General features: G+C 53.9%; 24 protein-coding genes. 21 read left to right on the top strand and 3 right to left on the bottom strand.

Going from position 1 to position 26,734, the window contains the following annotated elements:
- The first annotated feature begins 38 nt into the window (after positions 1 to 38).
- The 13 genes from M1D91_RS04845 to M1D91_RS04785 all read left to right on the top strand — a co-directional run bounded on the left by M1D91_RS04845 (position 39) and on the right by M1D91_RS04785 (position 16,588).
- Entirely contained in the window at positions 39 to 2,117 is a 2,079-nt protein-coding gene (locus M1D91_RS04845; RefSeq protein WP_437433827.1) for an ABC transporter permease, read from the top strand.
- 12 nt (positions 2,118 to 2,129) lie between these two features.
- A complete protein-coding gene (gene fbpC, locus M1D91_RS04840) occupies positions 2,130 to 3,176 on the top strand; it encodes a ferric ABC transporter ATP-binding protein (RefSeq protein WP_437433828.1) in 1,047 nt (348 codons plus the stop codon).
- Between the two features lie 1,693 nt (positions 3,177 to 4,869).
- Positions 4,870 to 6,249, top strand: coding sequence for an ethanolamine permease (gene eat, locus M1D91_RS04835; protein WP_437434233.1), 1,380 nt, complete (start codon positions 4,870 to 4,872; stop codon positions 6,247 to 6,249).
- A 9-nt stretch (positions 6,250 to 6,258) separates the two neighbouring features.
- Positions 6,259 to 7,647, top strand: coding sequence for an ethanolamine ammonia-lyase subunit EutB (locus M1D91_RS04830; RefSeq protein ID WP_437434234.1), 1,389 nt, complete (start codon positions 6,259 to 6,261; stop codon positions 7,645 to 7,647).
- A complete protein-coding gene (gene eutC, locus M1D91_RS04825; RefSeq protein WP_437434235.1) occupies positions 7,644 to 8,423 on the top strand; it encodes an ethanolamine ammonia-lyase subunit EutC in 780 nt (259 codons plus the stop codon). Before M1D91_RS04830 ends, eutC begins: the two co-directional genes overlap by 4 nt.
- 85 nt (positions 8,424 to 8,508) lie before the next feature.
- The gene (locus tag M1D91_RS04820; protein ID WP_437434236.1) at positions 8,509 to 9,018 is read left to right on the top strand and encodes a hypothetical protein; all 510 of its coding nucleotides are present in this window, start codon (positions 8,509 to 8,511) and stop codon (positions 9,016 to 9,018) included.
- 10 nt (positions 9,019 to 9,028) lie between these two features.
- On the top strand, positions 9,029 to 9,469 hold the full coding sequence (locus tag M1D91_RS04815) for a DUF421 domain-containing protein (protein WP_437434237.1): 441 nt from the start codon (positions 9,029 to 9,031) through the stop codon (positions 9,467 to 9,469).
- A gap of 582 nt (positions 9,470 to 10,051) precedes the next feature.
- Positions 10,052 to 11,080 (top strand): phosphotransferase family protein, encoded by a 1,029-nt coding sequence (locus tag M1D91_RS04810; RefSeq protein ID WP_437434238.1) that lies wholly within the window; start codon positions 10,052 to 10,054, stop codon positions 11,078 to 11,080.
- The gene (gene eno / locus M1D91_RS04805) at positions 11,077 to 12,348 is read left to right on the top strand and encodes a phosphopyruvate hydratase (RefSeq protein ID WP_437434239.1); all 1,272 of its coding nucleotides are present in this window, start codon (positions 11,077 to 11,079) and stop codon (positions 12,346 to 12,348) included. Before M1D91_RS04810 ends, eno begins: the two co-directional genes overlap by 4 nt.
- 275 nt (positions 12,349 to 12,623) lie before the next feature.
- Positions 12,624 to 13,934 (top strand): tricarballylate/proton symporter TcuC, encoded by a 1,311-nt coding sequence (tcuC, locus tag M1D91_RS04800; protein WP_437434240.1) that lies wholly within the window; start codon positions 12,624 to 12,626, stop codon positions 13,932 to 13,934.
- Between the two features lie 70 nt (positions 13,935 to 14,004).
- Positions 14,005 to 14,967, top strand: a complete 963-nt coding sequence (locus M1D91_RS04795; protein ID WP_437434241.1) for a D-2-hydroxyacid dehydrogenase — start codon at positions 14,005 to 14,007, stop codon at positions 14,965 to 14,967.
- A 30-nt stretch (positions 14,968 to 14,997) separates the two neighbouring features.
- On the top strand, positions 14,998 to 15,780 hold the full coding sequence (locus M1D91_RS04790; RefSeq protein ID WP_437434242.1) for a 2-keto-4-pentenoate hydratase: 783 nt from the start codon (positions 14,998 to 15,000) through the stop codon (positions 15,778 to 15,780).
- Positions 15,781 to 15,820: 40 nt separating this feature from the next.
- Positions 15,821 to 16,588 (top strand): HpcH/HpaI aldolase family protein, encoded by a 768-nt coding sequence (locus M1D91_RS04785; RefSeq protein ID WP_437434243.1) that lies wholly within the window; start codon positions 15,821 to 15,823, stop codon positions 16,586 to 16,588.
- A 66-nt stretch (positions 16,589 to 16,654) separates the two neighbouring features.
- Here the strand turns inward: M1D91_RS04785 and M1D91_RS04780 are convergent, their stop codons facing one another.
- Positions 16,655 to 17,683, bottom strand: a complete 1,029-nt coding sequence (locus M1D91_RS04780) for a LacI family DNA-binding transcriptional regulator (protein ID WP_437434244.1) — start codon at positions 17,681 to 17,683, stop codon at positions 16,655 to 16,657.
- A 414-nt stretch (positions 17,684 to 18,097) separates the two neighbouring features.
- Between M1D91_RS04780 and M1D91_RS04775 the strand changes: the two genes are divergently transcribed.
- The 3 genes from M1D91_RS04775 to M1D91_RS04765 all read left to right on the top strand — a co-directional run bounded on the left by M1D91_RS04775 (position 18,098) and on the right by M1D91_RS04765 (position 20,737).
- Positions 18,098 to 19,480 (top strand): D-arabinono-1,4-lactone oxidase, encoded by a 1,383-nt coding sequence (locus M1D91_RS04775; protein ID WP_437434245.1) that lies wholly within the window; start codon positions 18,098 to 18,100, stop codon positions 19,478 to 19,480.
- Positions 19,477 to 20,313 carry a glycosyltransferase family 8 protein gene (locus M1D91_RS04770; protein WP_437434246.1) on the top strand — a complete coding sequence of 279 codons (837 nt, stop codon included), beginning with the start codon at positions 19,477 to 19,479 and terminating at the stop codon, positions 20,311 to 20,313. The genes M1D91_RS04775 and M1D91_RS04770 overlap by 4 nt, the downstream gene beginning before the upstream one ends.
- 178 nt (positions 20,314 to 20,491) lie before the next feature.
- Entirely contained in the window at positions 20,492 to 20,737 is a 246-nt protein-coding gene (locus tag M1D91_RS04765) for a biofilm development regulator YmgB/AriR family protein (RefSeq protein WP_437434247.1), read from the top strand.
- Between the two features lie 96 nt (positions 20,738 to 20,833).
- On the opposite strand, the gene M1D91_RS04760 is transcribed toward M1D91_RS04765, so the two are convergent.
- Both M1D91_RS04760 and M1D91_RS04755 read right to left on the bottom strand, forming a co-directional pair.
- Positions 20,834 to 21,046, bottom strand: a complete 213-nt coding sequence (locus M1D91_RS04760; protein WP_437434248.1) for a hypothetical protein — start codon at positions 21,044 to 21,046, stop codon at positions 20,834 to 20,836.
- A gap of 162 nt (positions 21,047 to 21,208) precedes the next feature.
- Positions 21,209 to 21,508 carry a hypothetical protein gene (locus M1D91_RS04755; RefSeq protein ID WP_437434249.1) on the bottom strand — a complete coding sequence of 100 codons (300 nt, stop codon included), beginning with the start codon at positions 21,506 to 21,508 and terminating at the stop codon, positions 21,209 to 21,211.
- Positions 21,509 to 21,652: 144 nt separating this feature from the next.
- Here M1D91_RS04755 and M1D91_RS04750 point away from each other — a divergent pair, with 144 nt between their 5' ends.
- The 5 genes from M1D91_RS04750 (at position 21,653) to M1D91_RS04730 (ending at position 26,726) form a co-directional block, all read left to right on the top strand.
- Positions 21,653 to 22,174, top strand: a complete 522-nt coding sequence (locus M1D91_RS04750) for a hypothetical protein (RefSeq protein ID WP_437434250.1) — start codon at positions 21,653 to 21,655, stop codon at positions 22,172 to 22,174.
- Positions 22,175 to 22,436: 262 nt separating this feature from the next.
- On the top strand, positions 22,437 to 22,559 hold the full coding sequence (locus tag M1D91_RS04745; RefSeq protein WP_437434251.1) for a hypothetical protein: 123 nt from the start codon (positions 22,437 to 22,439) through the stop codon (positions 22,557 to 22,559).
- A 353-nt stretch (positions 22,560 to 22,912) separates the two neighbouring features.
- Entirely contained in the window at positions 22,913 to 24,049 is a 1,137-nt protein-coding gene (locus M1D91_RS04740) for a D-alanyl-lipoteichoic acid biosynthesis protein DltD (protein WP_437434252.1), read from the top strand.
- A gap of 128 nt (positions 24,050 to 24,177) precedes the next feature.
- Positions 24,178 to 25,296: a membrane-bound O-acyltransferase family protein gene (locus tag M1D91_RS04735; RefSeq protein WP_437434257.1), complete on the top strand. Its 1,119-nt coding sequence runs from the start codon at positions 24,178 to 24,180 to the stop codon at positions 25,294 to 25,296.
- On the top strand, positions 25,293 to 26,726 hold the full coding sequence (locus tag M1D91_RS04730; RefSeq protein WP_437434253.1) for an AMP-binding protein: 1,434 nt from the start codon (positions 25,293 to 25,295) through the stop codon (positions 26,724 to 26,726). Before M1D91_RS04735 ends, M1D91_RS04730 begins: the two co-directional genes overlap by 4 nt.
- Positions 26,727 to 26,734 lie beyond the last annotated feature (8 nt).

The raw sequence follows: 26,734 nt of genomic DNA, 5'->3' as shown, positions 1-26,734 counted from the left end.
CGCTGTGGCCTCACCCGGCCTACAACACCGGAACGCTTATGTCACATACACTCACTCTCCATCCCGCCAAAAAACGGGATGCGGTCTTCCTTTGGGTTTTGCTCGGCTGGCTGGCGTTTGCGCTGCTGCCGAGCTGGAGCCTGGATTATGGCCTGACCGACTCAACGTCCGATGAAATCTTTGCCGCCTACGGCTGGTCGCATTTCAATGTCAGCTGGTTATGGTATCTGCTCCCTTCCGTACTGGCGCTTCGTCCGCTCAGTGAAGCGAAACGTGAGCAGCGCGGCCGTCACTACTTTGATGCGTTATGGGCCTTGCTGTGCATCGCCTTTGTGGCGATCAGCGCCACGGTCGAAGGTCGCGGTCTTGGCTACGCCAGCATTGTGCTTTTCGTCTCTTTAGGTGCCATCATGACGCTGGCGCTGACCCGTCTGGAGTGGCTCGGCGGTGACCGTTTCGTCATTGGGTCGCTCATAGCCATTGTGGCGCTCATCAGCATCTTTATCGTCTGGCCAAGCATCGCCATCTTTATTCCAATGTTCACCACTGACAGCGGCGAGTTCGCCCCGCTGGCGTTTATGAGTGTGCTTTCGCAGGCGCATATTATCCAGGTCATCCTCAACTCCATCTGGCTGGCGATGGCCGTTGGCGTCGGCTGCACCTTCTTTGGCCTGGTGCTGGCAATCTACACCACGCGTATTGCCAAACGCAGCGCCATTATCGGGCGCGTGTTCTCCATTCTGCCCATCGTCACCCCCCCGTTCGTGGTGGGCTTAGGCGTTACCCTGATGATGGGGCGTTCCGGCTACGTGACCGAACTGATGGTCGACTGGTTCGGGCTTACCAACACGAACTGGCTGTATGGCTTTACCGGTATCTGGCTGGCGCAGGTTCTGGCCTTTACGCCGATGGCATTCATGATTATTGATGGGGCCATCAAAACCATCCATCCTTCGCTGGAAGAGGCGTCTTACACGCTGCGCGCCAGCCGCTGGCAGACCTTTAACGGCGTATTTGTTCCCTTGCTCAAACCCGCTCTGGCGAACGCCTTCCTGATTGTGGTGGTGCAGTCGCTGGCTGATTTTAGTAACCCCCTGGTGCTGGGCGGCAACTTCGACGTACTGGCAACGCAGATCTACTTCTATATTACCGGCTCGCAGCTCGATTATCAGGCGGCGAGTACGCTGGGCGCCTTCCTGCTGCTCTTCTCACTGCTGGTGTTCTGCGTACAGTACATGTGGATTGGCAAACGCTCTTACGTGACGGTCTCCGGGAAATCCTACCGTGGCGATGTGCAGCCGCTGCCGGTCACCCTGGTCTGGAGCGTGATCGCGCTACTGGCCATTTGGGTCGCCTTTAATGCCCTGCTTTACGGCAGCATTTTTTACGGCAGCTTCACCGTTAACTGGGGCGTGGATTACACCCTGACGCTGGACAACTTCACCAAGCTGTTTGGCCAGGGAATGAGCGACGGTGCATGGCCTTCACTACTCGATACGCTGCTGTATGCGGGTATTGCCGCGCCAATTACCGCTGCGTTTGGTCTGCTGATCGCCTGGGTTGTGGTGCGCCAGCAGTTTAAAGGCAAAAAGACCATCGAATTCACCACCATGCTGTGCTTTGCCGTACCGGGCACCGTGGCTGGGGTCTCTTATATCCTCGCCTTTAACAGTGCCCCGGTATACATCACCGGAACCGCAGCGATTGTCATCATGTCGATGGTGATGCGTAACGTGCCGGTGGGTATTCGTGCGGGTATCGCAGGCCTGGGTCAGATAGACAAATCGCTGGATGAAGCCTCGCTTAGCCTGCGCGCCGGCTCTCTGCGTACCATCACGCAGATCCTGCTGCCGCTGCTGCGTCCGGCTATTTTGTCAGCGCTCATTTACAGCTTTGTCCGTGCGATTACCACCGTCAGTGCCATCGTCTTTTTGGTCACCCCGGACACCCGCGTGGCGACCGCTTACATCCTGAATCGTGTGGAAGACGGCGAGTACGGCGTGGCGATTGCTTACGGCTCAATCCTTATTGTGGTGATGCTCGCCATCATCTTTATTTTTGACTGGCTGATCGGTGAGGCTCGTATCTCCCGTTCCAAAGCCAAAAACCAGGCGTAACGGAGCACGACCATGACACAACAACATTTCGTAGAATTGCGTAACGTTAACAAGCGCTTCGGCAACAACACGGTCATTGAAAGTATTAATCTCGCCATCCCGAAAGGGGAAATGGTAAGCCTGCTCGGCCCCTCCGGCTGTGGAAAAACGACCGTGCTTCGCCTGGTCGCCGGGCTGGAAAAGCCCACCGATGGGCAGATTTTCATTGACGGCGAAGACGTTACGCATCGTTCTATCCAGCAGCGTGACATCTGCATGGTGTTTCAGTCCTATGCTCTCTTCCCGCATATGTCGCTCGGCGAGAACGTGGGGTACGGTCTGAAGATGCTCGGCGTACCTCGTGCGGAGATCAAAACCCGCGTCAAAGAGGCGCTGGCGATGGTGGATCTGGAGGGGTTTGAAGACCGCTTCGTAGACCAGATTTCCGGCGGCCAGCAGCAGCGCGTGGCGCTGGCACGTGCGCTGATCCTCAAACCCAAGGTGCTGCTCTTCGATGAACCCTTGAGTAACCTGGATGCTAACCTGCGTCGCAGCATGCGCGATAAAATTCGCGAGCTGCAAAAGCAGTTCAATATCACTTCACTGTATGTCACTCACGATCAGAGTGAAGCCTTTGCCGTCTCCGACACCGTACTGGTGATGAATAAAGGCAACATTATGCAGATGGGGTCGCCGCAGGACCTCTATCGTCAGCCCGCGTCACGTTTTATGGCGAGCTTTATGGGCGATGCCAACCTGTTCCCGGCGACCATCCAGCAGGACAGCGTGGCTATTTACGGCTACCGTTTGCCGAAGCCTGAGCATTTTGCCGCCCAGGGTACGGGTACAGTGGGGGTACGCCCGGAGGCCATCACCCTCGGAGAACATGGCGAAGAGAGCCAGCGCTGTGTGATTCAGCACGTGGCTTATATGGGGCCGCAGTATGAAGTCATTGTGGAGTGGCACGGACAGCGCATTTTGTTGCAGGTGAACGCCACACGGCTGCAGCCGGATGTCGGGGACACCTACTTCCTGCAAATTCACCCGTACGGCATGTTTGAACTGGCTGAGAGCCTGTAGCACGGACGGTTCCCTCTCCCTTTAGGCTGAGGAATCCCCACAAATAAATACGAGCACGGACGGTTCCCTCTCCCTCAAGGGAGAGGGTCAGGGTGAGGGGGAACATGCGGCTCCGAGGGTCGTTCCGTTCACTTTATGTTCCTTGCTTTTCTGTCACACCAGACCCCGTGAACGTGCCAGGGTGGTTCACCGCCACCACCCTGGCGACCCGGGCTCCCGGCCAGGAAAATCGCCGCTTCGCGGTTCACGACGCTTAATCCTTCAGGCTTATCGGGGACGGGCGGAGGAAACCTCCCTGTAAAGCCGCCCTCGCCGCGCATCCCTGCGCGGCGCCCCGGCCTTGCGGATATGCGTCGTCGATTTTCAGCCGGACCTGGTCATCGCTGCGACGGTTTTACTCTCATTGAGCAATGCTATCGCTGCAAAACGTGAGGGAGAGAAGCACTGACAAACCGCACAAAACGATCCCCTCGCCCCTCCGGGGAGAGGGTCAGGGTGAGGGGGAATATGCGGCTCCGAGGGTCGTTCCGTTCACCTTATGTTCCTTGCTTTTCTGTCACGCCAGAACCCGTGAACGTGCCAGGGTGGTTCACCGCCACCACCCTGGCGACCCGGGCTCCCGGCCAGGAAAATCGCCGCTTCGCGGTTCACGACGCTTAATCCTTCAGGCTTATCGGGGACGGGCGGAGGAAACCTCCCTGTAAAGCCGCCCTCGCCGCGCATCCCTGCGCGGCGCCCCGGCCTTACGGATACGCGTCGTCGATTTTCAGCCGGACCTGGTCATCGCTGCGACGGTTTTACTCTCATTGAGCAATGCTATCGCTGTAAAACGTGAGGGAGAGAAGCACTGACAAACCGCACAAAACGATCCCCTCGCCCCTCCGGGGAGAGGGTCAGGGTGAGGGGAACATGCAGCGCTGATAGTCAGTCTGCTGCCCTTGATTTAGGGATTTAACGAGCGTTACTGAAGTCGTGCCCTTGCCAGTAAAGCGAGCGAGTTCACCCCTGACTGGCTACCAGCCGCAGCCTTGCCCGTCGGGTCGTTAATCGTGGATTTGTGGTAAAAATGACATACAAAATTGGACGCCAGGCCATATACCCCTCCTTAGTTAAATACAATCCTGGATTTTCCTGACCATTCTCACTCTCAAACTAAAGTGCGAATTTGTTCAGGTCAACTCATTCTCAGAAATTACATTTAACATCAGGCGACAACTTCAAATATACATGGTTCGACCGACAGAATCGATTAACTAAAATTAAATCTATAACGTAATCAACGTTTAAAATAGAGGATGTGCGATTCCAAAGGTCTCAAGGTAATTAAAGCACCGGCGGCAAAATCCCGACCCAGGAATATTCGCATTAGTATACCGGTATTTATTTTTAATATTCCTTTTTGGCGTGGACATTATGCTTCGCCAGTGGAAAAAATTTCACTCAGGTCCCTATTTTATCAAGTTCCCCCTTATTTAACGCCACCTTAGGCCCTGCGATGGCAGACGGCTTACTGGTTTTCACCATGAAAGCGCACGCTGCACCAGCCGCTGACAGGTCACGGTGCATTCTCTGGCCGGTTTGCTGGTAATCCTCTGCAAAAGATCAACAACCCAATGAATTATGAGGATAAAGCGATTGTGGCATCGCCTTTGCAATTCCTTCTGCACTCTGTTTATTGGCGAGGCAGTAGAAGATGACCACCGAATCAACCACACTAAAAAGAACGCTCGGCAGCTTCCGTTTATGGGGTATTGCCGTTGGCCTGGTAATCTCAGGAGAATATTTCGGCTGGAGTTATGGCTGGTCCCAGGCAGGCACGCTGGGCTTTCTGATTGTCGCCCTGGCGATAGCCGCCATGTATTGCGCCTTTATTTTTAGCTTTACCGAACTGACCACCGCAATCCCTCATGCGGGCGGCCCTTTCGCTTATGCTTATCGGGCTTTCGGGCCGACCGGGGGTTTCATTGCCGGTTTCGCGACCCTGATAGAATTTGTTTTTGCGCCACCGGCCATCGCAATGGCAATCGGGGCTTATCTTAATGTTCAGTTTCCCTCACTTGATCCTAAATGGGTGGCCTGTGGGGCATACGTCATATTTATGACGCTAAATATTCTCGGCGTAGGTATTGCCGCTACGTTTGAGTTAATTGTCACTCTGTTGGCCATCTTTGAACTGCTGGTCTTTATGGGCGTCGTGGCACCGGGTTTTTCCTGGGATAATTTCACCGCCAACGGCTGGGCGGGTGCCGACAACTTCAGCGGGCTGGCGCTGCCGGGGATGTTCGCAGCAATTCCGTTTGCTATCTGGTTTTTTCTCGCGATTGAAGGCGCGTCGATGGCGGCAGAAGAAGCGAAAGATCCGCAGCGTACCATTCCCCGCGCCCTGGGCGGCGGCATTCTGACGCTAACCGTTCTGGCGGTAGGCGTAATGATGTTTGCCGGTGGTGTGGGCGACTGGCGCACCCTGTCAAACATCAACGATCCCCTGCCCCAGGCAATGAAAGTGGTGGTGGGTGACAGCAGCGGCTGGCTGCATATGCTGGTCTGGCTGGGGCTGTTTGGCCTGGTGGCGTCATTTCATGGCATCATCATGGGTTACTCGCGCCAGATCTACTCGCTGGCACGCGCAGGCTATCTGCCCGCACCGCTGGCAACTCTGAATCGCAAAACCCGCACCCCGCATCTCGCCATCCTGGCAGGTGGCGTGGTGGGTATTGCCGCTATCTTCTCCGATTCGATCATTACCATCAGTGGTATGCCGCTCACCGCCTGCATTGTGACGATGTCGGTATTCGGCGCTATTGTTATGTATATCACCTCGATGGCGGCACTGTTTAAGCTGCGCCGCAGCGAACCCAACCTTACGCGCCCGTTTAAAGCGCCGCTGTTTCCGATCGCCCCGGCGTTTGCCCTGGGCATGGCGGTACTCTGTCTGGTGGCGATGGTCTGGTACAACACGCTGCTGGCGCTGATTTTCGCGCTGATGATGCTCGGCGGTTATCTGTGGTTCCGTAAAACGGCAACGGCCCGTGAACGCGCCGCACCCGACCCGCAACTGCGTGTACTCTCCTGAGGAGACGGAATGTATAAGACCACTCTGGCGCACCGGGTCTACCGGTTCGCCAGCTTAAAAGAGCTGATGGCTAAGGCCTCCCCGGCCCGCTCCGGGGATGTGCTGGCCGGCGTGGCTGCGCAGTCGGCTGAAGAACGCATGGCCGCTAAAATGGCGCTCGCCGCGCTGCCATTGCGTGACATTCTCGAAAATCCACTTATTCCCTATGAAGACGATGAAGTCACCCGCCTTATCATCGATACGCACAATACGGCGGCCTTTCACGCCATCAGCCACCTGACGGTGGGCGATTTTCGCGACTGGCTGCTGGCTGACGCCACGGACAGCACGGTGCTGCGCGACGTTGCTTGTGCCATTACCCCGGAAATGGCCGCCGCGGTCAGCAAGCTGATGCGTAATCAGGATTTGATTCTGGCAGCCAGCAAGTGCAGCGTCGTAACCCGTTTTCGTAATAGCATCGGTCTGCCCGGTCACCTCAGCGTGCGGCTACAGCCTAACCACCCGACAGATGATCTCAAAGGCATCGCTGCCAGTATGCTTGATGGGTTGCTCTATGGTGCCGGCGACGCGGTGGTGGGGATTAATCCGGCCAGCGACAGCCTGCCGGTGCTGGACAGGCTCAACCATATGATGGACGACATCATTACCCGCTTTAGCATTCCGACCCAGTCCTGCGTGCTGACCCATGTGACCAATACCCTCCAACTGATCGAACGCGGATCGCCGGTAGATCTGGTCTTCCAGTCGGTGGCTGGTACCGAGGCGGCTAACAGCGGTTTTGGCATCAATCTGGCGATGCTTAAAGAGGCGCAGGAGGCGGCGCTAAGTCTTAAACGCGGCACCCTCGGCAACAACGTGATGTATTTTGAAACCGGCCAGGGCAGTTGCCTGTCGGCTAACGCTCATTACGACGTGGACCAGCAAACCTGCGAGGCGCGCGCCTACGCCGTGGCACGCCATTTCAGTCCGCTGCTGGTCAATACGGTGGTGGGGTTTATCGGGCCGGAGTATCTCTATGACGGCAAGCAGATCATTCGCGCCGGGCTGGAAGATCACTTCTGCGGCAAGCTGATGGGGCTGCCGATTGGCTGCGACGTCTGCTACACCAACCATGCAGAAGCCGATCAGGACGACATGGACACCCTGCTCACCCTGTTGTGTAACGCCGGGCTGACCTTCCTGATTGGCGTGCCGGGTGCGGATGACATCATGCTCAACTATCAGAGCACCTCTTTTCATGACGCACTCTATGCTCGCCGCCTGCTGGGGCTGAAGCATGCCCCGGAATTCGCCGACTGGTTAACCCGCATGCAGATCATTGATGCGCACGGACAGCTCCGTCTGACCGGCGTTAACCATCCGCTACTCAGCGCCCTGCCACATGGAGCACTCGCATGAATCCACCTGATGCATGGACCCTGCTGCGTGAATTTACCGATGCCCGCATAGCACTTGGGCGCAGTGGCGCCAGCCTTCCCACCCAGGAAGTGCTGAACTTCGGCCTCGCCCATGCGCAGGCCCGGGACGCCATCCACCAGCCGTTTGACAGTGAAAGTCTTGCCCGACAGCTTCAGGCGCTGGGCCTGGAAACCCTGGAGGCACACAGTGCCGCAACGGACCGGCATATCTACCTTAACCGCCCGGATCTGGGGCGCAGGCTCAGCGACGAAAGCCGCGCTGAACTGGCTGCCAGCCGCATCCCCCCGCACGATCTGCTGCTGGTCATTGGCGACGGGCTCTCTTCCCACGCGGTGCAACGTCAGTCGCTGGGGCTGATTACCGCCCTGTTACCCTATCTGCAAACGCTGGGACTCTCTCATGGCCCGGTGGTGCTGGCACACCAGTCCCGCGTTGCGCTGGGCGATGACATCGGCGAAACCCTCAACAGCAAAGCGGTCGCTATGCTTATCGGTGAGCGCCCTGGTCTCTCCTCGCCGGACAGTCTGGGGGTTTATTTGACGTGGAAGCCAGAGCGCAAGCGACTAGAGTCAGAGCGTAACTGCATCTCCAACATCCGCCCGGAAGGGCTCAATTTTGAGGCCGCCGCCTTTAAGCTCGCCTGGCTGCTGGAACAGGCCTTTTTACGCAGGCTGACCGGCGTAAAACTGAAAGACGAGAGTGACAATCCGGCGCTGCACGACCGGGTTAAACCGCGTATCGCCCTGCCCCGTTAACTCCCCTGATACCGCGTTTTACCGCAAGGCAGAACGCGTTTTTCTGTTCCATACTCTTAACATCTTGTCTGATGGAGAGAGCAAGGTGAAAGAGCACCATGAGCCTGTCTATTCTCACCCTGTAAAAGAAAATCCTTTCTGGCTACGTGCTGAAGCCCGCATTCAGAAGTACGGTGCGCTTCTGCTTATGCTGATTGTCCTTGCCGCGCTTGGCGGCCTGTTTTCGGAAGGTTATCTCAGCGACGCGACGGCCCGGAACCACAACGGGCAGATAGCGGCCACCTATCAGCGCTTTGGTCGTCTGCAAAGTGACACCAGCATGCGGGTAAGCGTTAAGGTGCCGCAGCAGGAGAGAGTGGTCATTACGCTCGGCGGCGACTTTATGCAAGGCTACGAAATCCGCACCTTACAGCCGCAACCGTCGGCAATGTCCAGTCAGAATGGCGCACTGCGACTGGAGTATAACAATGTCTATCCAGGCACTACCTTTACCCTCTGGCTGGGCCTTACGCCACTGGCCCCCGGCAGCATGACCTCACAAATCGACGTGGACGGTTTACCCGGCATCACACTCTGGCAATTTATCTATCCCTGAGGATGACAATATGGAAATGGTCTTGCGGGCTGTCGCCGTTTATCTGGTACTGATGGTGGTGTTTAAAATTGCCGGGCGCCGGGCCTTACTACAAATGACCTCGTTTGATCTGATTTTGCTGCTCATCATCAGCGAGGCCACCCAGCAGGCGCTGTTGGGAAGCGATTTTTCAGTCACCGGTGCGGCATTGACCATTATCACCCTGGTGGTGGTCGACATTTTGTTCGGCCTGGTCAAACGGTATATCCACAATGCGGAGGACGCGATTGATGGCGCGCCGGTGGTGCTGGTGGAAAATGGTCAGTTGCTGATGAAAAAGATGAAAGACGCTGACATCAGTTATGACGACATCATGGTGTCAGCCCGTAATAATCAGGGCGTTGATAAACTTGATGACATAAAGTACGCCATCCTGGAGCGCAACGGGCATATTTCAATCATTACTAAATAAGCTTATTTTTCATAACAAACCGTCATGGGAGCAAGAATGACTTTACTCTCTGCCCGGCGTTTCCGCCATGACGGCACGTATAGGCATTTATCTCTCCTGCTTAAAATTAAATTCAAAATGTTAACTTAATTGTAGTAAAAGCCCGTTAATCATTGTGATCCCACACTCAAAAATGAATTTAAGACCTTTCGCATCCGCAGACTGCTTTCAGCGAGCTAAATACCTGGAGCGCGTTTAAAATAGACTATTTTCTGAAATACGATCCCGATCACAATTAAATAAAACATTTAAAAACGAAGAATTATACATATTTTATTTTAACATATCGCGTTACCAACCTATTTTAGCTAACAACCGATTGACGCCAATGCACACGTGTGCATAAATTAACTCACTTCAACAAAATCATCTAAATCAGCAACAGACGATGTTATTTAAGGTTATTAAAATGGCTAACATTTTTGAGCACCCTGGATATTGCATCAGGCAATGCGCACCCTACCCGCTTAATCCAGCGGCATAAATCGCATATTTACGACGTTTTTAACGCGTTTAAAAAACCATTTAATGGCAGGTACAGGCATGGACACAGGTTTTAACGATCTTGCAGCCAGTCAGGAGGCAATACGTGAGGTTTTGCTTCCTATGGGGTTAATTCACGAACACGACACCCTGCGTGTAACGCCATTAACAGGCGGTGTCTCTTCGACGATTTTAAAGATAAGCGTCGGCGACCACCATTTCTGCCTCAAGCAGGCCTTGCCCAAACTGAAGGTGGCAAAATCATGGCACGCCCCGCTTGAACGCGTTTTTGCAGAAATAGACTGGATGAAAACCGTAGCGCAAATCGCCCCGGATGCCGTACCGCATATTCAGGGCGTCGACAGAAGCGCGCTCTGCTTTGTGATGGATTATTTACCGGCAGAGCACTTTGCCAACTGGAAAGCGCAGTTATTACAGGGCGAAATTGATGCAGAGTTTGCCGGCCTGATGGGTAGCCTGCTGGGCCATATTCATCAGCAAACCGCAAAAAACAGTGAACTGGCAAAGATCTTTGCCTGGGACGACAACTTCTTTTCGCTACGCCTGGACCCCTACCTCGGGGAAATTGCCCGCGTTTATCCCCAGTACGCTGGTTTTATTCAATCGGTATGCGAAAGAACGCAGTCAACAAAGCTGGCGCTGGTGCATGGGGATATCAGTCCGAAAAATATCCTGCGCGGGCCAAAAGGGCCGGTCATTCTCGATGCGGAGTGCGCCTGGTACGGCGATCCGGCATTTGATCTGGCATTTTGCTTAAACCATTTCTTGTTAAAAACCCTTGTTACCGCAAGCCAGGCAGTGCAGGAACAGTTGCTCCTTTGTTTCGACACGCTCACACAACACTATTTCAACTGCGTGACATGGGAACCTGCTACCGCCTGTGAAACCCGCGTCGCCACGTTATTACCCTGCCTGATTCTGGCGCGGGTCGATGGCAAATCTCCCGTTGAATATTTTACCGAAACTCAGGCGCAAGCCGCGCGCCGTATCAGTTGCGCATTGCTGGAACGTCAGTTTACCCAGCTCAAAGACATCACATCATTCTGGAAGAAGGAGATCGGGTTATGAGTCGAATTAAAAATGTGCGCGGGCGTCGCGTGTGGGACTCCCGCGGCTGGCCTACGGTCGAAGTGGAAGTGCAGCTGGAAAACGGCATCGTCGGCCGTGGCATGGCACCGGCAGGCGCGTCCTGCGGGATGCACGAAGCAGTGGAGTTGCGGGATGGCGGTAATGCCCTGTCAGGTAAAGATGTTCAAAAAGCGCTGCGCAACATTAAAAATGAAATCGCCCCTGCGCTTACTGGCACCGATGTTAACGACCAGCAGCTGATTGACAGCATCCTGATTGAACTCGACGGCACCGGTACTTTCTCCCGTCTGGGGGGGAACGCCGCTGTCGCCTGTTCGATGGCGGCCCTGTATGCCGCGGCCAACAATGCCCATCTGCCGCTGTGGAAGTACCTGGCAGGGGACAACAACGTGGCGCTGCCGCTGCCGCAAATCCAGATATTCGGCGGCGGCGCCCATGCGGGCCGCCGCATCGATATTCAGGATCTGATGGTAATTGCCAACGGCGCCACCTCTTTTGAGCAAGCGCTGGTCATGACCGCCGAGGTCTACCATAGCGCCGGGCGCATCATGAAACAGCGCGGGCATTTAAGTGGCGTGGCGGATGAAGGCGGCTGGTGGCCGGAATTCACCAGTAATGAAGAGGCGCTGGATACCCTGGTAAAAGCCATTGAGGGCGCGGGCTACACGCCGGGTCAGGATGTCTCTATTGCGCTGGATATTGCCGCTTCTGAATTTGGTAAAGCGGGCCGTTACCGTCTGGCGCTGGAATCGACGGAATACGATTCGGACGGTATGTGTGACCTGCTGCTCGGCTGGCTCGATCGCTACCCTATTCTTTCGATTGAAGATCCGTTAGCGGAAGATGACGAAGCCGGACTCATTGCCTTCACAAAAGCCGCCGGTTCGAAAGTGCAGATTGTCGGTGACGATTATTTCGTGACCAGTGGTGATCGCGTAAAAGCGGCTGCACAGTCAGGTGCCTGTAACGCCGTGTTATTAAAAGCCAACCAGGCCGGAACCATTACGCAGTTACGCACGGCCTTCATGGAAGCGCAAAAAGCCGGTTATGGCACGATTGTTTCAGCCCGTTCTGGCGAAACCGAAGACAATATTATTGTGCATCTCGCCGTTGGGCTAAATGCAGGGCAATTAAAAGTAGGTTCAATGACTCGTGCCGAGCGCACCTCTAAATGGAATGAAGCGATACGTCTGGAAGACAGTAATGCGCTGGAATATTTTGGCGTAAAGGCTCTGGATTATAAATAACGCTTTAAAAGATTTGTATTTTTATCCCTTATTATTTCGCGTTGCATAAAGGCGGCAAGCGCGTGAGCGCCCAAAAGCTTACTGAAGTCAGTCACTGGGGTGAACGAACGCACCAGTGCATATGCAGCCTGAAGTATGACGGGTATATCCGCTTAGCGGAACAGGCGTTATCTCCGGGCCCTACACCTGAATTTTCAATGTCTGTTCTGGTTGTATGAGTTTTTTCAAAAATTATCCATTCGCCTTACGGGTAAACATAATTTAAGGAGATTCAAATGACCGAAACCAGCGCCGAGGTAGTCCCTGCGGCCAAACATAAAATGCAGGTGAAACCCATCATTCAGGTGGGTGCGGGTAATGCTCTGGAAATTTATGACTTTATGGTATATGGCTATTATGCCCGTTATATTTCACAGGCCTATTTCCCGTCAGATAATGAATATGTTTCGTTAATGCTCACCCTGATGACATTTGCCTTAGGTTTCTTCGCCCGTCCGTTCGGGGCGATCATCCTTGGGGCCTATACCGACCGCCACGGACGCAGAAAAGGGTTAATTATGGCCCTGGCACTGATGTCGGTGGGTATTCTCTGCGTGGCGTTAACCCCTACCTACGCCTCTATTGGCATGGCGGCACCGGTTATCGTCATATTAGGTCGCTTGCTACAGGGCTTCTCCGCAGGTGCTGAACTGGGTGGCGTGGTGGTCTATCTGGCAGAAATTTCGCCGCCAAATCGCCGCGCTTTCTATACCTGCTGGCAGGTAGGTTCCCAACAGTTTGCGGTCATGGCCGCCTCCCTTATCGGCCTGGTCCTGCTTTATACCCTGAGCACGGATGAGCTGCATGACTGGGGCTGGCGTATTCCGCTGCTGATTGGTTGTGCGGTGATCCCGTTGATGTTCTGGCTGCGCTCTAATTTGCAGGAAACTGAAGTCTTTGCGAAGAAGAAGACCACGCCGAGCGTCAAAGAGATCTGTAGCAGCCTCGTCTCCGGCTGGCGCATCATTCTGACCTGCATGGGGATGGTGGCGATGGCAACCGTCACCGCCCAGACGGTCACCACCTATGCGCCCACCTTTATCAAGAGTCTGAACCTTGGCGAGCACGTTGGCTTTATTACGCTGTTCTTTGTTGGTTTGTCGATTCTGCTGTGGCTGCCTGTCACCGCAATGATTGCCGACCGCGTTAACCGCAGAACCATGTTGATTGTGGTGACGCTCACCGGGGCTATCACCGCCTGGCCGTTGCTCTCCTGGCTTGCGGCGGACCCGACCGTGTTCAAATTTGTGGTCTTTGAACTGTGGTTCTCGTTTATGTATGCCTGCTACAGCTCCGTTCAGGTGGCGGCGATGGTGGAACTGGTGCCCGCGCATGCACGTACTGCAGGTTACTCCTTTGCCCAGGCCGTTGCTGCCGCTGTCCTCGGCGGGCTGACCCCGGCCATTTGTACCTGGCTGAACCATACCTTCAGCAGTAATGCGATGGTGGGCGTATGGCTTGGCTTTAACGCCGTCCTGAGTTTGTTAGCGGTATTAACCCTCGACCATAAACAGACAGCAATAAATCAGACCAAACAATTACATTAAGTAATTGATGACCTGACAGCAGTACATCGATTAGGTTGATGTACTGCTGCAATAACACTGGAACAGGAAAATGATGAAAATTGTTATTTTAGATGGTGGTGTACTTAATCCTGGCGATCTGTCGTGGGAGAAACTTCAGCAACTGGGTGAAATAACCGTTTACGACACATCTGAACCCAGCCAGGTGGTCGAAAGAATCGGCGACGCGGATATTGCCATTATTAATAAAGTCGTATTAACCGAAAAAGAATTTAGCCAGTGTCCGAACCTGAAATTTATTGGTGTAACGGCAACCGGCTATAACGTCATTGATTTAGCGGCTGCCAGCAAACATGGCGTCATTATCTCCAACGTGCCCACTTACGGCACCTCAACCGTCGCCCAGTTTACTACCGCACTGATGCTGGAACTCTGCAACCAGGTCGGCCTGCACGATACCGATGTACATGCGGGCGGCTGGGGTAAAAAACCCGATTTCTGTTACTGGCTGAAACCGATGCTGGAAGTGGCGGGTAAAAACGTCGGCATCATTGGCTATGGGCGCATCGGCCAGGCCTTTGGCGTGGTGGCCCAGGCGCTGGGTATGAACGTACTGGCCTATGACGAGTACCAGAACAGCGCGCTGGAAAACGACCGGGTGCGCTATGTCAGCCTCGACACCCTTTACGCCGAAGCGGATGTGATTAGCCTGCACTGCCTGCTGACGCCGAAAACCCAGGGCATGATCAATGCCGTGGCCCTGAGCAAAATGAAGAAATCGGCCCTGCTGCTTAATGCCTCTCGCGGCGATCTGGTGAACGAAGCCGACCTTGCCGCAGCGCTGAATAACGGCGTTATTGCTGGTGCTGCCGTCGATGTGCTCTCCAAAGAACCGCCGGTGCCTGATAACCCGTTGTTAACGGCCAAAAATTGCATCATTACACCGCACATTGCCTGGGCCTCCGTTGAAGCACGTGGACGCATTCTGGACACCACGGTCGATAACGTAAAAGCGTTTATTGATGGCAAACCGCAGAACCGGGTCGGTAATTAACAGAACAAACTCAGACAGACAGAGACAAATATGCAAAACAACATCATTAAAGCGGCGGATTTGCTGCGCCAGGCCTGGGATAACAACGAAGCCGGTAACCCTATCCGCGATCTGGTCGACAGTACGGATCTTGATACTGCCTACATGATTCAGAACTACAACGACCGCCTCTGGCAGGCCAGGGGTCGCCGCCGGGTGGGGCGCAAGCTGGGTCTGACCAACAAAGCGGTACAGCAACAGTTTGGTATCTCTGATCCCTGCTACGGCACCATTTATGCCGATATGGTACTGATTGACGGGGCTGAAATTACCAAACCGGTGGTGAGCGACCAGCGTGTCGAGACGGAAATAGCGGTGGTGCTGAAAAAAGATCTGACGCAAACCGCGCACACCATCCTCGATATTATCGACGCCGTTGACTATCTCCTGCCGGCCTTTGAAATCTGCGACAGCCGCGTAACAGGCTGGGACGTGACGTCGTGCGATTTTGTCGCCGATAACGCCGCTGCCTGCCTGGTGGTGCTGGGCACCCGTCCGGTTTATCTCGCCGACTGCGATATTACCCGTAGCGAAATGGTCACCCGACGCGGCGATGAAGTGGTGTCACAGGGTAAAGCGACCGCTATTCTCGGCCACCCGCTGCATGCCCTGAAGTGGCTCGCGGACGACCTGGTGCGCACTGGCAACCCCCTGCGCGCCGGTGAGTTTGTCATTACCGGTGCGATAGGTCCGGCCGTTTCGGCCAAACCGGGCGATGCGTTTGACGCGGAAATCACCGGACTCGGGCTGATAAGCACACGCTTTGCCGGATAAAAGGGCCACTCCTGTTAAGTCCCCTCACTTAAAGGACAGAATGATGGAACTCGCCAAAAATCATTTTAAACACGCCATTAAAAATAACACCCTGCAGTTGGGTCTCTGGACACAGCTTGGCAGCTACGTTGCCGCAGAGCTCCTTTCCGGCTGCGGTTACGACTTTATTGGCCTTGATGCTGAACATGGCCCAAGTGAGTACATCGAGATTTACTCTCAGCTCCAGGCCTGTGCTGCCGGCGGGCCGACCCAGCCGGTGGTGCGGGTGCCGAATCACGATATTTCGTTAATCAAGCGGTATCTCGACGCAGGGGTGAATACGCTGATGGTGCCGCAGGTGGATACCGTTGAACAGGCGAAAGCGCTGGTGGCCGCTGTGCGTTATCCGCCACACGGCGTACGCGGGTATTGCGGGGCCCCACGCGCCTCCGGTTTTGGTCGCATCAAAAATTACGCCACCACCTGTGACGAAGAGATCTGCCTGATTGTGATGCCGGAAACGACCCTGGCGCTGGAGAATATCGACGCGATGGCGGCCATTGATGGTATTGACGCTTTCTTCATTGGCCCGGGCGATCTCGCGGCAAGCCTGGGCTACATCGGTCAACCGATGCACCCGGAGGTGGTGAAGGTGATCGAAGAGACCGGCAGACGGGTGAGAGCGGCCGGAAAAGCGGCCGGCATTTTATGTACTGATGAAGCCCAGACCCGTCGCTACATCGAGCTGGGCTTCCGGATGGTTGCCATCGGATCTGACCAGGGGTTACTGACTAAAGGTGCGGAACAGCTCCTGGCGACATTCAGATAGTTTCCCGAAGCTTGTGTATCAATTGGATTTACCTTTCCGGATGCGCCCTGTGGCCCATCCGGTTTTTTACGGGCCTGGGCGAAAGGCTTTGGTCGAACCGCCCGGCACCAGCTGCGGCGTAAAGCGCTGGCTTTCCGTGCTGGCATAAAATTGCCGGGGAGAGAGCGGTGTGTCCTGGTTCATCAGCCTGTCGATAATGCTGATACAGGCGTCGGAAACCTGTTTTTCCGGCAAAGAGATAGAGGTCAGTTTCACCTCCAGCAAGCTGCCCCACGAGACGTCACCGTAAGCCACCAGCGAGAGATCGTCAGGTATTGAGATATCCATCTCTTTTGCAGCAAGCAGAATACTCATGGCGTAGCGCGGGCTGCCCAGCACCAGGGCGCTGGGGGGTGCTGCCGAGCGCATGATACGCCGGAAGGCATCGCCACCAAACTCTGCCTGCGGCGGCCCGACTTTAATAATGTCCTCAAGCGCCTGCTGCTGCGCCGGGGTGAAGTTTTGCAAAAAGCCCTGCAAGCGCTCCGCTCCCGTGCTCAACTGCTGGGCAGAGCCAATGTAGCCAATACGCGTATGACCCAGTTCCTGTAAATGCCTGACCGCAAGGCTAATACCGTAGCGCTCATCGATAGCAATGACCGGCGTCGGCAGGTTATCGTGATGACGCAGAAGCTGAACGGCATTGGTGCGCATCACAAGCTCCTGTGTTTCCGGCAAGGGGTCAGCGGTAGGGGCGAAAATAATGCCGTCCACCCGCGCCGTCATCAGTCGCAGCAGCGCGGCGTGTTCCATTTCAGGCCTGTCACCGCTGATGCTGAGCATCATCTGCCAGGCGCGTTCTGCCGCAACGTGGGCGATGGCATTGGTAATAGTGATAAAGAAGTCGTTCTGAATATCAGGAATGACCAGGCCAAAGGCGCCGGTACTGGCATTTCTTAGCGCACGGGCAGCGCTGTTGGGGATATAGCCATACTCTCTGGCGGCCTGCAACACGCTGTTTTTGGTCGCCTGACTGATGGCAGGATGATCGTTTAATGCACGCGAGACCGTGGTATGCGATAAGCCTAATATTGCAGCCAATTTTTTTATTGTCACTGCGTCACCTTATTGTCGTCCTGACCTGACCACCGCCATTTACGGCAAGCCGGGAAGTATAATTATAATCCTGAATCAATATTGTTGTGAGGATGCATAAAATATATTGTGCAAAAGCCATATTAGCAGGTTCTTATATCTGGCACTATCAATTTACAACCCTGACAATGTTTTGAATTAATCTGAGCAGGTGCAAATTTATAACTATCTTATCTTGCCAGTACCCATTTTATTATTAAGTGAAAGGCCGTAGTGCGAAAGCATGAATTAATCCTTTACCCCCTCATGACTATTTTTTCCCTATCCTTCGCCTCTTCTCCTCCTTTACCCTGAAAAATCAATGCGACATCCGTCACGCTTTTACATCCGGGACTATGCTGTAAACTGGATCAGTTTTTGTCAGAGGAGTTGTTCATGACCGTTTTCCACCCCCTTTTCCCCCGCCGCCAGCCAGCTGCGAGTCCATCGGACTCACGGGTGCTCAACTGGGCGAAAAACACCACCCTTGCGCAGGCAAGTGCGGTAATCACACCAGAGACCGAGGCGCAGCTACAGGAAGCCATTATTCATTGTCGGGGGAAAATACGCCTGATGGGGAGTCGCATGTCGTCGGGCAGAATGCTCGCGGTAGCCAACCCTGAAGATCGTCTGGTGGATATCTCCCGCCTGCGCGGGTTGCTGGCCGTGGATGACAACAGTGCCACCTTTGCAGCGGGCACCCCCATGCACGAAGTCTACGAAATCCTGACCTCCATGAACCGGATGCTGAACGCCTCCCCTGGCGTGATTGCTGCGCAAACGCTGGCAGGGGCCATCTCCACGGGCACACACGGACAGGGACTCCAGCAAAGCGCCATCGCCGACGAAGCCCTGAATATTCGCTTCATTGATGGTACGGGCCACCTGCACAGCATGGATCGCAGCCACCCGTGGTTTGGCGCGGTGCAACTGGGGCTTGGCGCTCTGGGTGCCATTACCGCCGTCACCCTGCGTACCCGCCCGGCGACCCTCTACACCTGTTTTAAAGATGCCGTGAGTGCAGATACCCTGGAGCAGGATTTAGTCGAATGGAACCAGTCCTGGGTCTTCAGTAAAGCCTGGTGGTTTCTGGAAGAAAACAAAGTACACACCTGGAATGCCAGGGAGGCCAATGAGGATGAACGTCAGGCATGGCGAGAAAATCATGGTGACCTGGTCACGCTGGATGATACCCGCGACGAGATGAACAACGCGGTGGAGAAGACGTTACAGCACATGCGTAATGACACCCGTATCGTTGACGAAAATGGCAAACCCTTCCGTACCGTCACCCGTTTTAAAGACTTTTCGGATGTGATCGGTGACGTTTACCAGGTCTTCTGCCGGGGCATTGCCACCCCACAAATCAATATTGAAATCGGTGTGCCGCTGGCTAACGCTCCGGCAGCGATTACCCGAATCAAAAAATGGTATGCCGAAACGCATCCCCATATGCATTACCCGATTATTTTACGTTGTACGGGCGCGTCTGACGCCTGGCTTAATCCGGCCTGGCAGACGCCCACCTGTTTCTTCGGCTTTGTGGTCTATTACGCCGAAGATGGCTCGCTCTCCCAGGAGGGACTTGAATTTTTACGGGCAGTTGAGCCGTTGCTGGCAAGCGTCGGGGGTAAACCGCACTGGGGCAAATATTTTGACGCCCGGCTGTATGACTGGCCGACATGCTACCCGCAATGGTCTGCGTTTCAGGAAGTCCGCCAGGCGTTCGATCCGCGTGGCGTGTTTCTGAATGATTTTATGACGGAGGTGTTGGCATGAGCCCATCAACGTTCGCATGGGTCACGCTGCTGACGCAGCCCGGCTACCTGCCCGGCGTGGAGGCATTGCACCATTCGCTGCTGCGAAGCGGTACATCCTGGCCACTGGAGGTGATGGTTACGCCGGGCATTGACGCGCAGACCCGCTCGCGTTTACAGGATCAGGGCTGCCGTGTGCGTGACGTGCCGGAAATTGGCCCCAACCCGGCGCTGGCGCATCGCTATGCAAACGCGCGATTTGCTGATGTCTGGAGCAAACTGGCGGTATGGACGATGACCGAATACGCCCGGGTTGCCTTTCTCGACGCCGACATGCTGGTGGTAAAGAACATGGACGAGGTCTTTGAGCTGCCGTTACAGGAGGGGTTTATCGCCGCCTGTCACGCCTGTCGCTGCAACCCTAATCGCATCGAAAGTTATCCTGCAAGCTGGCAGCCGGATAACTGTTACTACAGCTGGTGTGAAGATGAAGAGATGACCGCCCGCCCCCCGACCACGGTCGATAATTACTTCAACGCCGGTTTTCTGGTGCTCACCCCCGACCAGGCAGTGTATAACCTGATGCTGACCAAAATCGTGGCGATGGCCGACATCAGCACCTATGTATTCGCAGAGCAGGATTTCCTCAACGACATTTTTCATGGCCGCTGGCTGCCGCTGCACTATGGTTACAACGCGCTGAAAACATTGCAATTTCAGCACCCCAGAATGTGGAACATGTCGCGGGTAAAAAATATCCATTACATTATCGATAAACCCTGGGATAAACAGCCCGAACCGGGTGATAAGTGGTATACGTTGCATAAAATGTGGTGGGAGTACGCTTCGCGCTAAGCGGACTGCGTGCGCATAGTAGCGCCACGCCTCACGGCGTTTGTAACCCGGTCACAAGCGGAAAAAATATTTTTTGTGACGGGCATTGCAGGCTTAAAAAAGGGTGACTAATTTTATTCAGGGCTTGGCTCTCCACCCTTTTCAGAGAGGCCATTTTTTCATTTTTACAGGAATGACTATGCGCATGACAACCGAGGACCAGTTAAACGCTCACTTTGAAAGCAACCTTCGTGCCTTTGATGTGGAGTTGAAGTTGATTGCCGACCTCCGGAAAAGTATCGGTCGCATAAAACCAGATGTGCAAAATAAAGATCTCATTCTGGCTTTGATACAACTGCTTGAAACGGAAGAAGACGTAGTGAAACTGGATGTGTACCGAAATGCGCTGGAAATCATCGTTCAGAAAACCCCGGATGATCTGTAATCCCGCTGTTTAAATCATTTTTCTCGACCAGGTAATGCCTTCCCGTAACCGTGAAGGCATTACTCACTCTCTGCAACCGCTTTATAGCTGGCCCGCTCAGGCGGTTTTGACCCGTTTTAACGTAAGATGATGCAGGGTGGCTTCCAGGACCTTTTTCTGCCCTGGGTTTGTGGTAATGATCAATTGGGCACGGAGTACCATGATGATGTTGGCAGAATTCACCGGTAGTCGGGAATTCATCAGGTACGTTGCTGCCTGACCAATCGTCTCGTGAATTTCTTCGATGCGTATTTGTTCATCTTCTTTCAATGAAACTCCATGCTGCTGCGTGATATCTTCTGGAGCCCGAAGGCTCGATCAAATTCACATTTAGCATTCGTAGAAACATGCCGGAGCAATTCTGATTAGAAGGGGTTTTGTGGGAAAGCTTAGGCCTGTCATCGCAAGCAGAAAACAGGGGCCTGACAACAATTAATGCTTTACGGTGTTCTCATCCATGACAAGGCTGGCATGCTGGAGCCGGCTCTTACGCTGAGTGACCTGCAAACGACCCGGGGCTTTTTTTCCGCCAGGACGGGTACGAAAACTATGTACACCACCAATCGCAGATCGTAAGGCTTCTTGCCTTTCGTCGTTGCTTTCTGCGCTGAGGCTTTCCTGCAACTGCCCAATCAACGCATCAAAAGAGACATCATCATCTGATTCCAGAATCGAGAGAACAGCTTCTCCCATCACGGTATCTACCAGCTTTTCCTTATCATTCTTACTCATTTCGCCTCTCAGGGGTTACGGCACAGGTCTGGATAAGACCTAATCAGTATGCACATATATACAGGTTTTGCCGAGTTTTTAATTTGTATGCTAGCGTAACGCCGCAAAGGTGCAGAACAGTAGCGCAGAGAGAATAACAACACAATGAAGTATTACTCTTACTCTTTTTTGGTCCCCACCGTGCTTTCCATCATTGCGGTGATTTTTGGCGTGGTCTACTGGCAGGTACATATCGTCAGGGTAACCTTTCTGCATACCGCCTTGCTGAAGGCTATTTTTCTTACCGCCCTGCTCATCGCCGCCCTGATGGTCGTCTTGATCATTCGTCGAATGCGAGGCACGCCAGAAGACTTACAAACGCGGCTGAAAAAGGTGGTAGCAGGAATTATTGCCTCCCTTTTCATGACCACGCTGGTGCTCTATTTCCTTGTCAGCGTCATTGCCTGGGCCCTGCCTGGCGATGAGGCCTGGTACAGGACCACGTTTACCTATGCCAGCGGTAGCAGAAACAACTGTTCCGGTGCGGACGTTTTTGACCCCGATCTCCAGAAAGAGGTCCGGGTCTGCTACCCCACGGGAGATTATTACGACCACGGGGTCATGGTCGTACATAAGCGAACAACGCCCCTGGGGGCGGTGATGCTGGACGGGCGTGTTCTGCCCTGACGGCGGGGCGGACTCATTGGCCACCGGGCCTGAAGTAATGGCACCTGATGCCGTTCAATAAGTAAGGGCAAGGAATCATCGTTTTCCTGACAGTATCTGCCAGTAGCGGGAGGGCGCATCGCTCGATAAACCCAGCTTTAGCTGGTTACCTTATGAGCCTTCCTGGGAAGCGATTGTCTTCGCAAGAGAAAATGGCGGCTGCCTGAGCGCCGGACTTGAGCTTAAAAAGAAAACCATTTTCTCCTCCGGTAAAGAAGGAAAAATGAACGTTGGATTAAACATGTTCAGCGGCGCACTGGACGCGGGCATGATGCTTAATCAAGAAAATGATGAAACCTGGGCCGTGTTTGTGGAGTTCAGCAAACCGCTCCCGCACAAGGCATGATGCAAGAGCAGACCTCGCCACGCTTAAGGCAGCAGGGGAACGGCCCGCTGCCTGCTTTTAGGTTCGGATAAACATCCCCCTGCCGCGCTCATTGAGCGCCCACTGCACTGCCGTTACCTGCCTGCTGATCAGCTATTGCGTAAACCGTGCCTCACCGCCGCAATAACGGGCTCTGACCGGGTAGATGCAATGCGTATTATTACCCCGCTAAGGCTGTACAAACCGTTACACGGAAATACTCATATTTGCACAGCACCCTGGTATATAGTGCCCGGTACGAAGAAGTCTCTTTATTGTGAATCTTCAACTCACAAAATTTAAACAAATTATTACCAGGTTGTTTCACATTTATAATGAAAATAAAAAACACGCTGGGCCTACATATCCTAATGGCGACGCTCGCTGTCCTGTTCCTGTGCCTCCACCCGCTGCTGACCCGCGAGTCCGGGCCGCTGAGATTCCATCCGTTGATCACCTCAATGGAAGGCACTGATAAAGAACAGGCTGACAAGATTGCGACTATTTCACATGCGTTAAAAGGCAATGCAATTTTCTTTATTGGCGCTTCTGAAGTGGCCACCTCTCGTAATGAACATTACGCGGTTTATCATTACTTTAATAACCAGCTGCACAAACCCGTTGTGGCTTATGGTGATGCCTTTGTCGACGATGTTACGCAGTTCTTATTCTTCTCGCGCTTTAAAGACGATCTGAATGAAAACAGTAAAGTTGTCCTGTTATTAGCGCCGGACAGTTTTTATTCCAAAGGCATTCCACCCGCTATTTTTGCCGACCACTTTCCGTCGCCGATATTCGATCCGCTGATGAAGGATCCGCAGGCGCGACCGCTACTGGTTAATTACCTAAAAAATATCGATAAAGAAGAGGTCAGCCATTTAACCTTCGCTCAAATGAAAATCGCTGGCTGGAGTGTCGATATGATCCTCGACGAAGTGAGCTTCCAGTTTGCTAATTTTTGTACGTTGGTGAAAAACGACTGGTATGCCCTGCTCAATATTGAGAAGAAGAGTGCCCCCTCGTGGCCGATGCCGCACCCCACCAGCGCCCGGCCTGACTGGGATCAGGAGCTGGCACACGCACGTGAACTTAACAGCCGACGCCAGCAAAGTGCCGCCACCATGTGGATGGATAAATCCATTTATGAAGCGGGAGATAAACCCGAACAATGGGACGACACGCCGGTGGTACCAAAACAGATTGAGGTCTTTCAGCAGACGATTGCATTACTGAAATCCCGCCATGTGCAGGTGATTGCCATCGTCGACCCCATAAACCCGTGGGCGCTCTACAACACCGATACGTTCAGGCCAGTGGATCAGCGCATTCAGGCAATCCTGAAAGAAAACCAGGTGCCTTATCTCGATATGTACGCGCAGCCTTATCAGAACGGCTGGAACTGGGATCGCCTGCATCCCACTGAGCTTGCGTGGGTGCCGATGGACCGTTTTATTGCGGAGAATTTTAAATGATGAAATATGCGGTACGCCTTTTTTTTCTTTATCTCTTTCTGGCGGTAACGGTTGTTGCCTGGTCCACGGTGGACGATAGCAAAAATATTAAAGTGCATTTTGAATATCAAAAATTCTGAGGGTGAATGATGTACAGCTCCGGAACCTTTTTTTTCTGGCTTTTTTCATCCGCGCTGATGTTTGCGCTGGTAAATCGTGTGCTCCATTTTCGGCTTACCTATCTGTCGGCATTTTCGGTGCTGGCCGCATTCGGTTGGGGATATATTTTTCAGGATGACTATCTTATCCCGGTCGCCGTATTTGTCGCTTTTTTTGTGCTCGCCACGTTAAAAGAGAAAGGATGGTTAAAAACCTGGCAGGCGGTCACGTTAACGCTGCTGCCTTTACTCCTGGTAAAACTGCACCTGAATAATCACTGGGGTATGATTGGCCTCTCTTTTATGACGTTTCGCGCCATTGACGTACTGCTCTATCGCAGTAAAAAAGATGGGCGAAATATCCTGCACTATTTCTGTTACCTGTTTATGCCCTTTATTATTCTCGCAGGTCCGATGTACCGCTGGCGCACCTGGGTGAATGATATTAATAAACCGGTGTTTGCTATCGACCGGGCGCAGTTCTTAACGGCAATGGAGCAGATATTTACCGGCATCATCCAGAAATTCCTGCTGGCGATGCTCATCGATAACCTGGTGATTCAGTCATGGAGCCATCGCCCGTTTGACTGGACCGTGGGCGTGGTGATGTCGGTGGCCTATAGCGCCTATCTGTACTTTGATTTCGCGGGCTACAGCAACATGGCGATAGGCGCGGGCCGCTTGTTTGGTCTGAACATTCCTGCCAACTTCAACCTGCCGATTCTGGCAAAAAACCCGCAGGATTTCTGGCGTCGCTTCCACATCAGCCTCTCAGAGTGGCTGCGCGATGTGGTCTTTATGCCGGTTTATATGAACCTGATGAAGCTCAACTATTTCCGGCAGAACAAAACGCTCGCGCAGAATATTGGCATCTTCTGCACTCTGTTTTGTATGGGCGCATGGAACGGGCTGGAACGGCACTACGTCATCAGCGGCGCGCTCTTTGGCGGCATCTCTGTTGCGCATAACATGCTGCTCTGGTGGGCCAAACGCAGCCCCAGGCTGAACCACTGGCTTCAGCTTCCGGCTATCGCCTTTCTGGGACGAATTCTGACGCTGGGAAGCGCCGCAGCCTCCCTTTACATCTTTAGTGGAATGTCTCCCCTATGAAAATGCAATCTGAACTCATTGAACTACAGGACTTTCTGCGTGCGGCATTGCGCGATCCCACCCATCCGCAACAGTTGGCCATCAGCGGCAGTGATGTGACGCTGACCTGGGGTGAGCTGGCTGGTGCGGTGGTTGATTTTGCCCAGCGCTATGAACACTGCCAGCAGCCCGCCGGTACGCCAGTGGTGCTTTACGGTCATCAGCAGGCGGAGTTTGCCGTCGCCATTTATAGCTGCCTGCTGCATAACATTCCCTACATTCCTGTCGACTGCATCTATCCTACGGAGCGTCTGAGAGAAATCTGTCACCTCGCCAGGGCGCCTTACTACTACGATGTGGTCACCAGAACCTTCGTAAAAACCGCTGAAGCGGGAGAGGTGCTTGCCGAGCAGGATCTGGCCTACATCATGTTTACCTCCGGTAGCACCGGCAAGCCTAAAGGGGTGCAGATTGGCCGTGAGAGCGTATGGCACTTTATGAAATGGGTGCGCAATGACTTCTGCCTGCCGGAAAAGCCGGTGCTGATGAACCACGCGGTGTTCAGTTTTGATCTGTCGTTGATTCCGTTACTGGCCAACCTCGCCACGGGGGGGCATATCGTACTGAACGCCAAAGAGGATATTGCGGCTGAAAACTGGCTGGATCGTCTGAAAGCGAATGACGTGTCCGTCTGGGTCTCCACGCCGTCGTTCGCCTATCAGCGCCTGCTCTCTCCGCAGTTCAACAGCGATTACCTGCCGGCGCTTGGGGTGTTTGTCTTTATTGGTGAGGTGCTGAACAAGGCGCTGGTAAAACAGCTTCGTCGCCGCTTCCCCCAGGCCAGAATCCTCAACTCTTATGGCCCGACAGAGGCAACTATCGCCACCACGGTGATTGAAATCACCGATGCGATCCTCAATAACGACATCGACCTGCTGCCCGTCGGCGCGATGATGCCGGAGTCCCACATGGAAATTACGCCTGAAGGCGAACTCATCATCTGGGGCAAAAACGTGATGCGCGGCTATCTGGGCCTGCCGCAGGAGAATGCCGAAAAACTGCTGCATCGCGAGAGCGAACCCTACCGTGGCTATCGCACCGGCGATCTGGGCTATGAAGACGGCCTTCTGTACTGCCAGGGTCGCAACGACAGCCAGATCAAGCTGAACGGCTATCGCATTGAGATTAATGAAATTGAAAACCGCCTGCTGGCGATGTCCGGCATCAGCGAAGCTGTGGTGTTACCGCTGATGAAATCCGGCGGCGGTGTACTGCGCATTGCGGCATTCTGCGTGACGGATCTCGCGCCAGAGACGATTAAATCGTCGCTCTCTGCGGTGATCCCGCACTACATGGTGCCGTCTCAAATCATCATTAAAGATGCCCTGCCGCTCAACCCGAACGGCAAAATCGATCGTAAGTTGCTGGATACTCACGCCCGCACTAACTAATTATTCAG

The organism is Enterobacter sp. SA197, from assembly GCF_054131575.1.
Note: the sequence above shows the minus strand (reverse complement) of the source record. Positions and strands in the feature narration are given on the sequence as shown.

Excerpts from the sequence above, each read along its gene's own strand:
- M1D91_RS04815 (WP_437434237.1), top strand. The coding sequence starts at position 9,029 with ATGGAAATGGTCTTGCGGGCTGTCGCCGTTTATCTGGTACTGATGGTG.
- M1D91_RS04735 (WP_437434257.1), top strand. The coding sequence starts at position 24,178 with ATGTACAGCTCCGGAACCTTTTTTTTCTGGCTTTTTTCATCCGCGCTG.
- M1D91_RS04785 (WP_437434243.1), top strand. The coding sequence starts at position 15,821 with ATGATGGAACTCGCCAAAAATCATTTTAAACACGCCATTAAAAATAAC.
- M1D91_RS04730 (WP_437434253.1), top strand. The coding sequence starts at position 25,293 with ATGAAAATGCAATCTGAACTCATTGAACTACAGGACTTTCTGCGTGCG.
- M1D91_RS04765 (WP_437434247.1), top strand. The coding sequence starts at position 20,492 with ATGCGCATGACAACCGAGGACCAGTTAAACGCTCACTTTGAAAGCAAC.
- eutC (WP_437434235.1), top strand. The coding sequence starts at position 7,644 with ATGAATCCACCTGATGCATGGACCCTGCTGCGTGAATTTACCGATGCC.
- M1D91_RS04775 (WP_437434245.1), top strand. The coding sequence starts at position 18,098 with ATGACCGTTTTCCACCCCCTTTTCCCCCGCCGCCAGCCAGCTGCGAGT.
- M1D91_RS04790 (WP_437434242.1), top strand. The coding sequence starts at position 14,998 with ATGCAAAACAACATCATTAAAGCGGCGGATTTGCTGCGCCAGGCCTGG.
- M1D91_RS04740 (WP_437434252.1), top strand. The coding sequence starts at position 22,913 with ATGAAAATAAAAAACACGCTGGGCCTACATATCCTAATGGCGACGCTC.
- M1D91_RS04750 (WP_437434250.1), top strand. The coding sequence starts at position 21,653 with ATGAAGTATTACTCTTACTCTTTTTTGGTCCCCACCGTGCTTTCCATC.
- M1D91_RS04795 (WP_437434241.1), top strand. The coding sequence starts at position 14,005 with ATGATGAAAATTGTTATTTTAGATGGTGGTGTACTTAATCCTGGCGAT.
- M1D91_RS04845 (WP_437433827.1), top strand. The coding sequence starts at position 39 with ATGTCACATACACTCACTCTCCATCCCGCCAAAAAACGGGATGCGGTC.
- M1D91_RS04830 (WP_437434234.1), top strand. The coding sequence starts at position 6,259 with ATGTATAAGACCACTCTGGCGCACCGGGTCTACCGGTTCGCCAGCTTA.
- tcuC (WP_437434240.1), top strand. The coding sequence starts at position 12,624 with ATGACCGAAACCAGCGCCGAGGTAGTCCCTGCGGCCAAACATAAAATG.
- eno (WP_437434239.1), top strand. The coding sequence starts at position 11,077 with ATGAGTCGAATTAAAAATGTGCGCGGGCGTCGCGTGTGGGACTCCCGC.
- fbpC (WP_437433828.1), top strand. The coding sequence starts at position 2,130 with ATGACACAACAACATTTCGTAGAATTGCGTAACGTTAACAAGCGCTTC.
- M1D91_RS04755 (WP_437434249.1), bottom strand. The coding sequence starts at position 21,508 with ATGAGTAAGAATGATAAGGAAAAGCTGGTAGATACCGTGATGGGAGAA.
- eat (WP_437434233.1), top strand. The coding sequence starts at position 4,870 with ATGACCACCGAATCAACCACACTAAAAAGAACGCTCGGCAGCTTCCGT.
- M1D91_RS04745 (WP_437434251.1), top strand. The coding sequence starts at position 22,437 with ATGAACGTTGGATTAAACATGTTCAGCGGCGCACTGGACGCGGGCATG.
- M1D91_RS04810 (WP_437434238.1), top strand. The coding sequence starts at position 10,052 with ATGGACACAGGTTTTAACGATCTTGCAGCCAGTCAGGAGGCAATACGT.
- M1D91_RS04770 (WP_437434246.1), top strand. The coding sequence starts at position 19,477 with ATGAGCCCATCAACGTTCGCATGGGTCACGCTGCTGACGCAGCCCGGC.